This window comes from Nostoc flagelliforme FACHB-838 (genome assembly GCF_014698065.1).
GTDB classification, from domain to species: domain Bacteria; phylum Cyanobacteriota; class Cyanobacteriia; order Cyanobacteriales; family Nostocaceae; genus Nostoc; species Nostoc flagelliforme_B.
The window spans coordinates 1-14412 of sequence record NZ_JACJSI010000153.1 but is presented as its reverse complement, the minus strand read 5'-3'; the positions used below and the strand labels follow the sequence as shown (position 1 = coordinate 14412).

The 14412-nt window shown below is 43.0% G+C and carries 16 protein-coding genes and 1 pseudogene; 7 read left to right on the top strand and 10 right to left on the bottom strand.

Translation table 11 applies throughout. The features are described 5' to 3' along the window. Positions 1-17 precede the first annotated feature (17 nt). The 7 genes from H6G97_RS34100 (at position 18) to H6G97_RS34070 (ending at position 5600) form a co-directional block, all read left to right on the top strand. Positions 18-554, top strand: a complete 537-nt coding sequence (locus H6G97_RS34100) for a DsbA family protein (RefSeq protein ID WP_190944842.1) — start codon at positions 18-20, stop codon at positions 552-554. Positions 555-948: 394 nt separating this feature from the next. Then, a complete protein-coding gene (locus tag H6G97_RS34095) occupies positions 949-1155 on the top strand; it encodes a cupin domain-containing protein (protein ID WP_199349841.1) in 207 nt (68 codons plus the stop codon). Further along, on the top strand, positions 1152-1739 hold the full coding sequence (locus tag H6G97_RS34090) for an alpha/beta hydrolase (RefSeq protein WP_338421898.1): 588 nt from the start codon (positions 1152-1154) through the stop codon (positions 1737-1739). The genes H6G97_RS34095 and H6G97_RS34090 overlap by 4 nt, the downstream gene beginning before the upstream one ends. Before the next feature lie 434 nt (positions 1740-2173). Continuing rightward, a complete protein-coding gene (locus tag H6G97_RS34085; RefSeq protein WP_190944841.1) occupies positions 2174-3043 on the top strand; it encodes an alpha/beta fold hydrolase in 870 nt (289 codons plus the stop codon). A gap of 224 nt (positions 3044-3267) precedes the next feature. After that, the gene (locus tag H6G97_RS34080) at positions 3268-3927 is read left to right on the top strand and encodes an SDR family oxidoreductase (RefSeq protein WP_242055588.1); all 660 of its coding nucleotides are present in this window, start codon (positions 3268-3270) and stop codon (positions 3925-3927) included. 262 nt (positions 3928-4189) lie between these two features. Then, on the top strand, positions 4190-4816 hold the full coding sequence (locus H6G97_RS34075; protein ID WP_190944839.1) for a TetR/AcrR family transcriptional regulator: 627 nt from the start codon (positions 4190-4192) through the stop codon (positions 4814-4816). A gap of 115 nt (positions 4817-4931) precedes the next feature. Beyond that, positions 4932-5600 (top strand): GNAT family N-acetyltransferase, encoded by a 669-nt coding sequence (locus tag H6G97_RS34070; RefSeq protein ID WP_190944838.1) that lies wholly within the window; start codon positions 4932-4934, stop codon positions 5598-5600. A gap of 449 nt (positions 5601-6049) precedes the next feature. Here H6G97_RS34070 and H6G97_RS34065 read toward each other — a convergent pair whose 3' ends face one another. The 10 genes and pseudogenes from H6G97_RS34065 to H6G97_RS53270 form a co-directional block, all read right to left on the bottom strand. Beyond that, complete coding sequence (locus tag H6G97_RS34065; RefSeq protein WP_190944837.1) at positions 6050-6592, bottom strand: DUF4334 domain-containing protein; 543 nt, start codon at positions 6590-6592, stop codon at positions 6050-6052. 377 nt (positions 6593-6969) lie between these two features. After that, positions 6970-7260, bottom strand: coding sequence for a hypothetical protein (locus H6G97_RS34060; RefSeq protein WP_190944836.1), 291 nt, complete (start codon positions 7258-7260; stop codon positions 6970-6972). Between the two features lie 51 nt (positions 7261-7311). Next, on the bottom strand, positions 7312-8958 hold the full coding sequence (locus H6G97_RS34055) for a hypothetical protein (RefSeq protein WP_190944835.1): 1647 nt from the start codon (positions 8956-8958) through the stop codon (positions 7312-7314). A 141-nt stretch (positions 8959-9099) separates the two neighbouring features. Beyond that, on the bottom strand, positions 9100-9411 hold the full coding sequence (locus tag H6G97_RS53275; protein WP_242055587.1) for a hypothetical protein: 312 nt from the start codon (positions 9409-9411) through the stop codon (positions 9100-9102). 271 nt (positions 9412-9682) lie between these two features. Then, the gene (locus H6G97_RS56165; protein ID WP_422394243.1) at positions 9683-9853 is read right to left on the bottom strand and encodes a hypothetical protein; all 171 of its coding nucleotides are present in this window, start codon (positions 9851-9853) and stop codon (positions 9683-9685) included. 69 nt (positions 9854-9922) lie between these two features. After that, complete coding sequence (locus H6G97_RS34040) at positions 9923-10159, bottom strand: hypothetical protein (RefSeq protein ID WP_190944834.1); 237 nt, start codon at positions 10157-10159, stop codon at positions 9923-9925. Between the two features lie 341 nt (positions 10160-10500). After that, positions 10501-10647 (bottom strand): annotated as a pseudogene (locus tag H6G97_RS34035) (SDR family NAD(P)-dependent oxidoreductase); the annotation flags it as partial. Between the two features lie 41 nt (positions 10648-10688). Next, positions 10689-11915, bottom strand: coding sequence for a PQQ-dependent sugar dehydrogenase (locus tag H6G97_RS34030; protein WP_190944833.1), 1227 nt, complete (start codon positions 11913-11915; stop codon positions 10689-10691). 277 nt (positions 11916-12192) lie between these two features. Next, positions 12193-13605, bottom strand: a complete 1413-nt coding sequence (locus H6G97_RS34025) for a hypothetical protein (RefSeq protein WP_190944832.1) — start codon at positions 13603-13605, stop codon at positions 12193-12195. A 45-nt stretch (positions 13606-13650) separates the two neighbouring features. Then, positions 13651-13842, bottom strand: a complete 192-nt coding sequence (locus tag H6G97_RS53270) for a ferredoxin reductase domain-containing protein (protein ID WP_242055586.1) — start codon at positions 13840-13842, stop codon at positions 13651-13653. Positions 13843-14412 lie beyond the last annotated feature (570 nt).

Genomic DNA, 14412 nt, shown 5'->3' with positions numbered 1-14412 from the left:
TCCTTAGAGGTGCTTTCATGAGTCTTGGTGATTATAATCGGTTGCTTGTGCCGATTTCAGAACAAGATCATATTCAGGGATTGGTGAGTGCTTCAGTGACACTCGTCCAATATAGTGACTACCAGTGTTCCACTTGTGGCGAAGTTCACCAATTAATTAAAGCAATCCAGCAACAGGCCAATGACTTGTGTTTTGTATTTCGCCACTTTCTGCAGCCGCAAATACATCCTTATGCTCAACGTGCAGCTGAAGCAGCCCAAGCGGCAGGCACCCAAGGTCAATTTTGGCAGATGCACGACATTTTGTTCACCCATCAACAAGAGTTAGGAAACGGCGATCTTGTGGAGTATGCCAATAATCTAGGACTCGATATTCCCCAATTTCTGCAAGATATATCCAGTCAAATACATATAGCACGCATTAATCAAGATATAAAAAGTGGATTACACAGTGGAGTAACGGCTGCCCCAGCACTGTTTATTAATGGAATTCGATATACCAGTCGCTGGAATATTGAGCAGTTGATGGCAGCCATTATGACTGCAAGTAATTAATGTTCCTGGTTTTTAACCCCAACTAAAAAACAGAGGGTAAGCAGCTATGCAAAGAAGAACCAGTTTTGAAAATAAAGGTCTAAAGTGGGTTTCACTTGACCGGATAAAACGGTATCAAACCAAAGAGGTGAGTTACCTCCCTTTGGTTGCTTTGCCTGGTGAACCCTGCTTCCTTGCAATACCCGACGCTTTCAATTGAATTGAATCGTCCAGTTACAGTGATGGAGCGAGTGTGGAGTTTTGGGCTGGTCTTGCGCGTGACCCTAACCTAAAGCACAACTGCATTTACAACCAATTAATGGATAACTAAGGAGGCGGCAAACACAAGCTACATCGGTGCAAAGTAGATTTTGACTGCTTAGTACACACATCATTCATCAATAGGAACAATCTCATGACACAATCTCTCTGGTTTTTTGGCGCTCGCCTCAACATCATTGCCGATCACACCACGACCGGAGGTCAGTACGATCTGATCGAAGGCTACTTCCCTCCTGGCTCACAGACTCCTCCCCATCGCCACACGCGCTATTCTGAGCAACTATACGTGCTGGAAGGAGAAATGACGGTCTGGGCAGGTGAGAATGGGAAAAGCAGGTGAGAGTTTTGCTGGACAAGGGCTATCGGGTCATCACTTACGATCGCAGAGGCTTCGGAAATTCTAGCCAACCGTCCTTTGGTTATGACTACGACACCTTCGCGGAGGATCTCAACACGCTGATCGCAAAACTTGACCTGCGCGATGTTGTGCTAGTCGGCTTCTCGATGGGGACTGGCGAAGTGACACGTTATCTGGGCTACGGTTCGGAACGCGTCAGTAAAGCCGTGCTAATGGCTCCAGTGCCACCGTTCCTACTGAAGACAGACGACAATCCCGAAGGGGTCGAGCGCAGTGTCTTCGATGGAATTATGAAGAGTATCGTAGAAGATCGTCCAGCATATCTGTCCGCATTTTTTAAAGACTTTTACAACGTGGATGTGCTTCTGGGCGATCGCATTAGCAACGAAGCCATCCAAATGAGTTGGAATGTCGCGGCAGGAGCTTCTGCTAAGGGGACTCTGGACTGTGTGCCATCGTGGTTAACCGATTTTCGTGACGATTTGCCACGCATTGATGTGCCAAGCCTGATTATTCATGGAGATGGCGATCGCATCCTTCCATTTGAGGCTGCCGCAGCTAATTAAAGACAGTCGTCTTGTAGTTATACCTGGTGGCCCGCACGCTATAAACTGGACTCATGCCGATCAAGTCAATCCTGTGCTGCTGGACTTTCTTGAAGGAAAATAATCAGCATTCCAAAGTCCGCCCAAGATCAATGGTATCTGTTGAGATTAAACGGTGATCTAGACTGTCGTAATCGAATGTAGCCCAAATCAAAGCTGCTCTTGACTCACTCGAATACTTGCAAGCGATCGCTCGTGTGGACGGTCACGTAAATAGCCCACCAGGCTGGACTTAGCAGGCTGCTGTTCTGAAAGGAGCATCTGATTTATTCGCAGAGATTATGGCCGATAAAAATGGCCATGTTCGTACAGCTTTTGGACATTCAGAATTGCTCAAAAGACTAGCAGTGAATGAGATATCAAATGGGTTCTATAAACCGACAAGGAGTAATCTTATGACTACATTTCGCACGATCACGATCAATGGTTTAGATATATTTTATCGAGAAGCTGGCTCCCGCGAAAATCCAACAATTTTGCTGTTGCACGGCTTCCCGACCTCATCTCACATGTTTCGTAATCTGATACCTGCGCTTGCCGATCGCTTCCATCTGGTTGCTCCCGATTATCCCGGTTTTGGTAACAGTTCAATGCCAACCGTGGATGAGTTTGACTACACGTTTGATCACCTGGCACAGATTGTGGAGAAATTTATTACTGCGCTCGATCTCAAAAAATACAGTCTTTACGTAATGGATTATGGTGCGCCTGTTGGCTATCGGATTGCAACTAAATATCCAGAGCAAGTGCAAGCCCTGATTGTGCAAAACGGGAATGCCTACGAGGAGGGACTGCGGGAGTTTACGGAACCCATGAAGACATACTGGCAAAATCCTTCTTCTGAGAATGCTAAAAAGCTTAGAGACTTTCTCACCCTGGAAGGAACGAAGTGGCAATACACCAATGGCGCTCGCAATCCTGAAGCGATCAGCCCTGACACCTGGAACATGGATCAACTTTTCCTTGATCGCCCTGGAAATGCTGAGATTCAAATGGCACTATTTTATGACTATAGAACTAATCCACAGCTCTATCCGCAATGGCAGGAGTATTTCCGCAAACATCAACCTCCCACCTTAATTGTTTGGGGTAAGAACGACGACATCTTCCCTGCCGAGGGCGCTTATCCCTACCAGCGTGACCTGAAAGACATTGAGTTCCATTTACTCGATACTGGGCACTTTGCGCTGGAAGAAGACGGAGATGCGATCGCAAACTACATCCGTCAATTTCTCACCTCACGGGTGCAACCCATTTCTGCCTAGTCAGTGCAAGGTTTAGCCACTGGCTTGACAACAATTGGACGCACTAAGCACACATCTCCATGAAAGAGGGTTCGGAATTCGTTTGAGGAATAGCTCACTTCTAGGAGTTGTCAAATTTTGATTTCCGGCCCCCTTAATGAAACGTTGCACAAAGGAGCGCAGGATCGTGCCCCAGCTGCTTTATCTTCTTGGTGTCCATTTCAACCATGCTGATGGCGCTGGCGATGGGCAAAGCCCCGACGGGTACGGCAATCGCTTCATACTTGCATTCAGCTACGTTGTCTGATAATGAACTTGATGCCGCCGTAAAAGCGATCGGTAAAAACGTCACAGGTGTTCAGAGCGATGTCTTTGTTATGGCAGACCTCGATCGCCTGTTCGCCACAATTAAGCAAGAGCAAGGACACCTCGATGTGATCTTCGCTAATGCTGGCGGTGGAGAACTCGCCCCACTCGGCGAAATCACCGAAGAACACTTTGACAAAACGTTCAACACTAACGTCAAAGGTCTGCTGTTCACTGTGCAGAAGGCACTGCCTCTGTTGCCAGAGGGCGCTTCTATCATTCTGAACGCCTCGATCACTTCTACAAAAGGCACTCCAGCCTTCAGCGTTTACAGCGCAACCAAAGCCGCTGTGCGCTCGTTTGCCCGTAATTGGACACTCGACCTCAAAGAGCGCAAGATTCGGGTTAACGCCATTAGTCCTGGCGTGGTTCCTACTCCTGGTTACAATCTCATGGGATTGAGCGATGAGCAGGTGCAGCAATTTGTCACAAGTCAGGCTGACACTATCCCCCTTGGGCGTGTGGGCAAAAGTTTTGGCTATACGCCCCAATTCCCCAATCGCCCGATCCAGAACAGAAGGTTTTTCACCTCGGTATAAAGTTCGCATAATATCTTTTGCTAATGCAACTTCTCCCCTATTTTTTTCCGACACTTATCGTGATATTTCCGACACCTACCGGGACACGCGACACCGACCCTTGTTGTTTGCAAGCCTCTACAATTAAGGATTTTACGCCTAAAGATAGAGAACTTGTCACTTGATCATTAACCGTCTAGACGGTATAGTGAATTCAAGCAATAAAAAACTGTTTAGACAGTATTTAATTACTCAGTTTTTGAGAAGTCAAGGAGGTGAGTTTATGTACTATACTGACTGGACGGTAAACAATGCCGTTCCTCGATTGACTGATCCTATGGCTCCTTCCAAATCGCCTAAATCGCGATCTCTCACCCGTAAAACGCTGCTTTGCGCTGCGACTCAAGTCATTTTGGAGAAAGGCGTAGAGGCGTTGACACTCGATGCCGTCGCACGCCAAGCAGGCGTGAGCAAAGGCGGCTTGCTTTACCATTTCCCCAACAAGAATGCATTAGTTGTGGGTCTAGGTGAACAACTAATCCAGGAATTTGAAGCGGCACTGCAAGCAGAATTTGACCAGGATGATGCACCCGGAACACCCGGACAGTGGGTAAGAGCCTATATTCGCTCGACACTGCGGATGAGTGGGCAAACTTTAGCATTAGTTGCCCGCTTGACCTCACTGATTGTCGAGATGCCGCCGGAACTCCTCAACTTTGCCAAAGCATATGAGCAGCGTTGTCGTCAGCGCCTCGAAGCGGATGGACTTGACCCGACTCAAGCCGTGATCATTCAGTTGGCGATCGACGGTTTATGGTTCTCAGAAGTGTTTCAACTGAGTGCATTAGATGAAACCCGTCGAACTCAGGTAGTGGAACGGTTGCTGGCAATGACGCGATCGCCGGAATGAATTGATTGAATCCAACAACTTAATTTGGCGATGCCAACCCAAGGCTGCTCATCCAGTTTGCCCTGGAAATTTTCTCATCCTTTCATAGTCTTTCACACTCATCAAGGAGATCACTATGCAGACTGATCAGAGACAAAATGCAACAGCAAAATCAGTAACGGTGATAGACACGGACATTGTGAAGCTAAAACAGTCAGACTTTGCGATCGCATCTAATTACCTTGCCGCCGCATTCAGCCAAGATCCGCTGATGGCGCATTTTCTGCCTGAGGACGAAGATGCAAAGCAAACGGCTCTCAAGCAATTGAGTCAGACGCTGCTCAACTATGCCCAAATCTACAGCCACATTTACACTACTGCTGATTATCCAAAGGGTGTAGCAATTTGGCTACCTCCAGATGCTTCCAAAGTTACGTTGCCACAGCTATGGCAAATTGCGGCATCGGGGTTGATCACACTTCCGTTATATATGCGTTGGAATCGAATTGCTGACTTCGTTTCATTTATTAGCATAGAGATTCAATTGCATGAGAAGCTTTCGCCTGAACCGCACTGGTATTTAGCAATGTTGGGAGTATCGCCAGAATGGCAGAGTCAAGGAATCGGCGGAAAGCTGATTCAACCTGTGCTGGAAGCCACCGATCGCACTAAGACCCCTTGCTATTTGGAAACGTCTACGGCTGCTGCTGTGCGCTTCTACCAGCGACATGGTTTTGAAATTGTTGATCAAGGGCTGTTTGCGAATCGGGAGTATTGGGCGATGAAACGCAATCCTCAAGGTTGACTTTATAGCAGCAATTTTAATGGAGCAACGATCGCTTTCAGGTTTGCCTTCCTCATGATTTGCGCTGAATAAAAAGTTGCCACAGCAGTATGACAAGTCGCTTTGAAGCTCGTTGACAACTACCGCTCGATCAAGAAATATGCTGCTGTAGCAAGCTCCGGTCAATGGCTAGGAGTATGTCACGGCCTGATTATTTTTTAAACCCCAAAGGGATGTCTGCAACGGGCTACACCTACGTCTCAAGCTTTTGTAATAAGTAAGGCTTAATGACATTATTTTTAATTTTATTGAGAATATACTTTGTTGACATGATGCGGTCGCCCTGCCCTCAGCCTCACTCAATGACGTATCAACCAAGATGTAGAATGATTACTCCAGAAGGGTGCGAATGAACAATTAATCGCTCCATTTCAGCGATCACTTTAGCGTAATAGAGCCGATTTAAAATGCTAAAGGCATCGCTTGAGAATAAAAAAGAAAGGTTGAGGTATGTTTTTATAATCCATAATTCCTAACACAGTATTTTCATCTACTTTTCTGAAAGAATCATTGATTGGTAAATAATCATAAATCATTGTAGCAGTCACTTTTCCTCTATACTCCATCATTCGCAGTCTGGCTTGACTTTTATCGGTTTTAAGTAAAGAATTAATTGAGATCAGCAATGGTTTAAGAGAATTATTTTTGGGTACCGGCAATTTCAAAACCCAGTTCATTAAAGTGGGGTTAGGCGCAACCTGAAAAATTTTTCCCTGACCATCTAAAAACAATAACGGATAAACATTTTCAGAATCTATAAATTCCTTCCCATACCAATTGGAAATCTCCAATAAACCATCCATTGGATGATTTGTATGCAGTCCAGACCCTTGCCAACGACCAAACATAAAGCCTAAATTTACGGGTTCAAGGGTGTCAAACAATTCTAAAGCTTTTTCTGTCGTAGTTTTACCCGTTTTCAGTATCAACTGATAATTTTCTAATGTTTCCATTGTTACTGTCCTTATATCTCTAATCTTGCGGACACAAGCTTTTAATGCTCATTCTTTCGTTGTGCGTTCGCCCTACTCTAATGGAAAATGAGTATCATGATAGGCTCACTAATCTTATCTTATGTAAGTGCTATATAAATTTTAGTTCTATTCGCTTGATTTTTCAAAGTTGCATTTTTTGAGAAAACTACACTTAACCAATTGAATACCAGCGCTATTTTTTTAGCCTGTCTGCTTTACTAAAAAAATGGACAGAAGTTTCAATAACAGGGTTTGGCTATGGAAAAACTTGTACGGCAGCACTGACTCAACGGTTACTTTCTGACGGTCAGCGTTACTGCTTTTTGTATGCCGATAAAAAGAATGCTTTAAGCAACTCAATGTATGAAGCAATCGACTATTCTTGATGGCAGTCCTGTTGCAAAAACTGCCTTAAAAGTAGGCGACCAGATTATCAGCGTTATGTCTACGACAAGCCGAAGCAGAGCGTCTACGCACCCAGCACGTTTTGCCAACAACGCTTGACTATTGTCGTGAATCTCAGAATTGAGCCGAAACTTTGGCGTACAAGGTATTTCTCGTAACTGCTGCAATACTTTGTGTACTTCCTGCTGACTCGGCTGTATTGATTTTTCTATAGACTCTCCAGTCTGAGGCTGAATAATCATTCTACCCCTTTTATGACCAGACACAAACATGAATTGCGAAACTTTTCCCGCCTACTTATTTATAAGCCTTAAGAGATTTGTTAGTGTTGCTCCTGAGTAGTATTGAATATCGGGAGAATGAGTAACTTTATCTACAACGAAACCAATTTTCATTCCAGATGTATAGGTGACTCCGGAACGGGTAGTTTGTTCAATGCGAATTTCATACTCAACAGGTTGCCCTGGTTGAAGCCAAGAATCAAAGCGATCACCCAAATTGATCTGATAAGCATCGGCCCAGTGAGGATAGGGTCGATGTGGAACAAGTGGATAAGACATCTGGCTGACTTTGGAGTTGTTTTGGGACAAAATAATTGTCAATTTAACCGTTTTTAACTCGCCCAAAAGCTTACCTTCATCTAAAAGAGTAAAATTGCGGGAATCGGGGAAGCGATCAAATCCTTTAAATTTATAACGTCCTAAACGTTTAGGGTGAATACCTCCAGTAATCGCAATTTCGGTTTGGTTTTGCAAATTATTGAGTTTATATTCCAATGTGCCTGGAATATAAAATTGCAATTTCCCTGATTCAGTAATTTCAGCTTTTAGCGGAGGATTGCCTAAATCTTGTGGACGTTTAACAGTTTGCCAAGACACTTTAAAAGAACTTTGGACGGTTTCTAATAAACGATAACTATCTCGGACATCCGAACCAGTACCAAGTAGACTCCGTAGTCCTGTTTTTTTCGACAAATTTTTCTTGATCAGCCCAATGCTTCGATCAACTAACAGGCTAACGCGATTGCTATAACTAATTTGTTCTTGAGGAATTTCTGTACCCTTGACTAACAACACTTGACCATAACTACCAGGTTCCCCATCTCTACCGTTACGTCCCGGTTGACCAATAAGGCCATTCTTACAAGTAAAATCTCTCTGCTGTGATAGACCAATATATCTCCAGCCATAGCGGTAATTTGGATCTAAATTTGAAAGCTGCTGGGGTCGATTTTGTTGTTCGTCATAGAACGCATCACCCGAACAGCGAAATAATTCTCTTTTAATTTCTTTCCACTCGGCATTAGCTACATTGATTGGTTGCACCATCAATGCCCAAGTGCAATAATTTACAGTCCAGCGCGGTTGAGTACAGTTACATCCACTACCTGCTTGTCCGCCCTTTCCTGCAACACCTGCCCTCCCACCCCGATTACGTAACACCACATTCTTGAGTTGAGATAATGACTCAAAGTAAACAGTAGCATTACCGCCATCACCACCATCACCGCCATGACCACCATTACCGCCATTGCCGCCTTTAGCACCGCATACGTTCACTGTCACATTCTGGGGCTGTTGGCATCCAGAAGCTTGTTCACCAGAAATAGCAGATTCTCCCGCTTCGCCGTCTGTACCTGAGAGGTCAATCGTTTGTAGTTGTTCACTAGCGCGAATTATTTGCTTGGCAGCAGAGTTCCCATCTCGTCCAGACCGACCATCTACACCATTTCTACCAGCTTGTCCAAAAGTTTGTACTTCAGCAGCAACAACATTGACTGGTAAACTGTTAACAATTGTTGCCAGAAGGCATAGTTTGAGAATGTACTGAAGCGGCTGATTAATATTCACACAAGTCAAATAAATTAAATAAAACTTTTGATATAGCAATCCTAAATGAGTTACGAACTGGGGTTTGAGTTGGGTAAAACCAGTCATCATTGCTTTGTTGGGTACTTCTTACAAGCTTTTTATTATTTAGCAATTAACCTAATAAAATTTCATTCTCAAACTCAAATTTTTCGCAAAAACTTAAAAATTTTACAAACCTTTACAAACATAGCCCTCAAACTATGACGAACGCTACTCATTCCACTTCATTAGCGCTCCATCCACACAAACAATACTCCACTGCGGAAACTTCACCAATAGTTTTTTAATCATAATTTGCACAGTCGGATCATCATTCCAGCACTCCTGCAAGAAGTCAAAACCCGGATTCTGTCCCGAATCCGCCGCAAGTCTGAGTTTGTGCATACACTCCGGTCGCATATTTGACCGCGCAACTATCGCCTTATGTGACCATTTTTCAGGATTTGGTACGGGCGCGGCGGAACCAGTGCCTTCACAACAGCCTTTCACCTCAACGCTAGAAACTTGGTTTTCTCCTGACAACGTAGCAGAATAACCTTATTCTACCTGCCCCTGGGGCAACGATAGAGCCGATGCCAATTGTGGTAGGTTGACAAGATGCATTCTGGAGGATGGTAATTAGTTCTGTTTCTTGGATGGAAAGTTCAGCCCAGTAATCCGATTTAATTACCTCGTACTCTTGGGCAACATTCCAAAACTCTTGCCAAGTACACCCAGGTTATGACAGCACCCGGCGAATGTCACTAACCGCTTGGAGCAACATTTTCAATTGCTCGGCTCGATATGCGATCGCCTACGGTGTAGGTTCCCTTTCCAAGATTATCGCCGCAGCTTCGAGTGCTTGGGTATTGTTCATAGCACTGGCAAAATTTTTCAATGCCATGCCCATGAGCCGGAGACATTCTTGGGCATCCTCTTTTGGGGGTTCAACTGCTAGCGATCGCAGGTCAATAGTTTTCTCCAAGGCTTGCTAGATTTTCTTGTTTAACGCTTTAGCTCCTTGTTTAGTGTAAGTATTCCCCCAATGTGTGATCTAAACAAAGCTGACAAAAAACTGGATGATTTCTGGAACTGCTTTTTGAAGAATGATGCGATCGCTCCCCAGCGTGAGCAGTTGATCCTTTACTGTCGGGTAGGAGAACAAGCGATCGCGGATTGAAATGTTTCCCTGGCTGACTCCAGAGATGGCCAAGTTTTTCTGAATATCCTGAATATTGTCTCTAATCCTGTGGTAGAGAAAAAGTTCAGTACCAAAGTTAGGGCTAAACATTTTACCCATGCTGTCCTAGAACCGCGCCCCTTCATGTACGGATGATGGAGATCCAGATACTAGCCTTTAGGAGACCTCTTGCAAAAGTGCTTTTTGCAAGAGGGGGGAAAAGGGTAAAGGTTAAAGGGGAAGTAGACTATACAGAACTTTTTCCCTTTCCCCCTTCCCCCTTCTCCCGACTTATGTAAGAAGTCTTTGCTGTTGTGCAAGTAAATGTTTTTCGTTTTGGGCGAGGAAGCAATAAATGCTAGTACATCTAAACCATAAGTACTTTTAGGCAAGCTGTACTTTAGTCACCACAAGCTAAGTAGTGTTGACCAAAATATTCACATTGAGCGTTTTTCTTCAGTATCTTCCGCACCTTCTGGACTTTTGCGGTAATTAATGGCGATATTGCAACCTTCTTGAGCCAGTCGAATTGCGATCGCTTGTCCAATTCCCGAACTTGTACCTGTAATTAAGGCGTTTTTTCCTTTTAATCCTCTCATGATATTTTTCCTCTCTAAGTAATCAATTTGTATAGATTTTTTTATCTGGTGATCCGAAGAATTTTGTCTTGCTGTGATGGACAATCCCCACGTCCATCACAGTTACTAGTTGTGACATATAGTTCACCATCTGGCCCCATAATCGCCTCTCGCAGTCGCCCATATTTACTTTGTAAATACACCTCATGACGCTCGACTTGTTGGGGAGACTTGGGGTTGAAGACGACACGCTGCAAGTGTTGAGAACGGAGAGCAGCAATAATTAAGCTACCCTTCCACTCAGGAATAGAATTACCAGTATAAATTATTGCTCCGCCAGGAGGTAGAGCTTCACGCCAAACAATAGAGGGAGTAACAAGTCCTTCTTGTGATTCGCAACGGTAGATAGTAGGCCAGCCGAGGTTGTCGCCTGCTTTTGCTACACTGACTTCATCATGACCTCTCCTACCCAAATCGCCGCTCGGGCCGTGGTCTGTTACCCATAGCGTCGATTTATCAGCCCAGTCAAATCCCTGAGTGTTGCGAATCCCAGTGATATATACAGGACTTTTCTCAAATGGGTTGTCTGGTGGTATTTCTCCGTTAGGAGTCACACGCAAAATTTTCCCAGCAAGGCTATTAATATCCTGGGAACTTTGCGGTTCCCCTGCATCACCAGTCCCAATGTAAAGCATTCCATCGGGGCCAAAGCGGATGCGACCTCCGTTGTGGTATTGCGCTACAGGAATATTATCTAGAATTACCCTATCTCGTGAAGCACTGAGTCCGTTGTTAGATAACTGCCATCGTTCAACACGATTCACCTGTGATCCATTTCTATCGGCAGTATAGTACACATAAAAAAATCGGTTGTCGGCAAAGTTAGGATGAGTTGCAATGCCAAGTAAACCATCTTCACCGCTATCAGTCACATCGATAGTAGCTACTGGTTTTTGGACAAGTTTACCATCCCGCACAATGCGAACTCGTCCAGGTCGTTCTGTAACTAACATATCCTGATTAGGCAGAAAAGCAATTCCCCAAGGAACTTCTAAACCTGTTACTACTTCTTCAACTCGTAGGTTAACTTGCCCTTGTGAACCAAACCCATCTTTTACTAAATTACACGCTTGATTGTTAGTAGCATTTTGTTGGGTAACTTGTTGGGCTGTTTGTGTTTCTTGTTGGTTAGTGTTGGTGGACTCGGTTGTTGGTAAGTTGCAAGCAGAAAATCCTAGTAAAACCATGCCAAAAAGTAATTTTTTAGCAAGACTTTTTGTCAGTTTCATGAATTCTCTCCCAAAAATCGCCGTTCGCATGGTCTTGGTAATAGCTAGATAACTTATGGCTAATTATAATAAATTAATTTTAAAGTTAGCTTTTTAGGTACTAAATGGACACACATATTTATTTGTAACTAATTTTAAAAACTTCTATCTATAGACTTAATTAAATAAATCAATATATTAATATTACGATGCATATTTCTGGCATCTAAAAATTTATACGTCTTGGTTTTTGACCAAATATTTTGACTGCACTTCAAACAAAAATTATTTTTTATCATCAACGATAAATAATTTTATAGATTTGATTTGCCTCATATAAGATTTTTTCGACTCCAGAGTCGGCAATATTTTTGACATAGTTAATCTTTATTTCTTCTGGCATATCAATCAGTAAAGTTTGAAGTTCTTGAATATTATAATTTTTCTGTAATTCCATCTCTAATACATCCTGAAAGTTGGTGATTAAACGAGAGGTAAGTTCTGCTGCTACTGGGTCTGATAGTGCTTTGATTAAGTTGTTATAGATTGAGTCAGATAAATCATGAGCCAGCTTTTCTGTTAATTGATGAGGTAAGTGATTTAAACCGGGGATGTTCTGTATTTGTTGGTAAAGTGGAGATTGGTTGAGGGTGCTGGTAATACTGTGTTGCATCAAAGCTTCTATGTCAGGCTGAAGTTGCGGTAAAACATCATAGACGCTGACGTTGACTAAGCGAGCAGCTATAGCGTTTACCTCATTTTTTCCATTTAATTGAATATAGGGTTTGCGGGTTTCTGGATGAAATAACCAGCGTGCTAAATCACCTTTGCGAATTGCATCTTGCATTTGGTCAATCACTTGTATACCTACCATTTCCGTGATTTCCTCAGCAAAGCTGATGGCGAAGTCATGATTTAATTGCGATCGCAACGGTTCAAGGTTGAGTAAATGTGCTTGGTAAAGGCGAATAGTGACTGGAATCACTCGTAACCAACGCCACAAGGGAAGCAACAAAAATAAATCGTACCAACGCCGCAGCATTGCTTCTAGCCAGTTTAAATCAGGATTACGGCGACTGATATAAAAAGTACGTGCTAGAAAATCCAAGGCAAAAATCACGATAAAAGGTAAGTCAATCAGCCAGAAACGACTGATAAAATTGCCAAACCTATCAATATCTCGATAGTAGTTACTATTAATTAGAGTACGAATATGTAAATTAAAAAAGTTGATTTCTGATTGCCATGCTATTTGTGAAAGATAAGCTTGACTCCAAAACATATTAAAGGCTTCTCTAGCTGATTGTTGATTTGTTCGCAAGCGAATTTCATTTTTAATCTTTGCTAAAGTCCCACTTTTATTTGCAACATCAAATGGGTTGTCTTCAATCATCTGCTGGCTGAGAAGGCGTAATTCACCCAGCGAATTTTCTACTTGGGGTGACTGCAAGCCAGCCTGTAAAACCTGTTCTTCTAATTCTGTAACTTTGTTGAGATAGTTTTGGGTTTCTGGGTGAGGTTGAATACCCTTAATTGGGTCATAAGCTTGAGTAATACTTGGCAAAACTTGAAGATACAAGTCTCGCCAGTGTATATAGGTCAAATCAAAAAAGACCAAACATAAATTTAGCAATGCTAAAACGGCAACTAATCGTTCAAACCAAAGATTGCGATCAGTAAGTGATTTTTTGATAGCTATTGTTGATGTCATAACTAAAAAACTTCTTCCATATCAAAACTGATTAATTCTAAATGGCTAGGATTGGCAATTAACTCTTTTGCTACTAAGAAGAATGCGCCAATTCTTAAGAACGTGAATTACTGTTAAGTCTAATTTTTCTTTTAAGGCTTTAATTTCCTCTCGATAAATTATATTATCCCAATTTTTACTAGCATAAATTAAGACTAAGGGACGCTCATCTTTACGTTCTGCTAAGGTAAACAGCATACTAATAATTGGTGTGATGCCTATCCCGCCAGCAATAAAGACAAATCCAGCAGTATTCTCATAGAGGTCTGTCGTGAAAACTCCATAAGGGCCATCTAAAAAGGCTTTTGTGCCAGGTTTGACATCTTTGATTGTCTTAGTAAAATCTCCTAAAGCCTTGATGCCAAATTCAACGCGCTCGCTATTTTCTGCACTGAAAGCAAAAAAAATGGATGTTTACGCATTATAAACGGCGATATTTCCAAACTTAGCCAAGCAAATTGACCTGGTTGGAAATGGATTCCTTGATGTCCTCTAGGGCGCAAAACTAAATTCCAGACGTAAGTAGAACGGCGTGGAAAAACCAAACTATGTAAAGATAAATAAATACAGAGAATGTATCTACTGAGGTAAGCAAGATATGGGTGCTCGTATAAGGGTATTCTTAACTCGTGAAGATGACAAAACCCTGTTAAACCTAAGAACTGTGGATGTACCACAGAAAGTTAAAGACCGAGCAGAGGTGGTTAGGCTAAATGCACATGGCTGGTACGTGGAAAAAATAGCTGCCCATTTTAATTGGACTCCTCA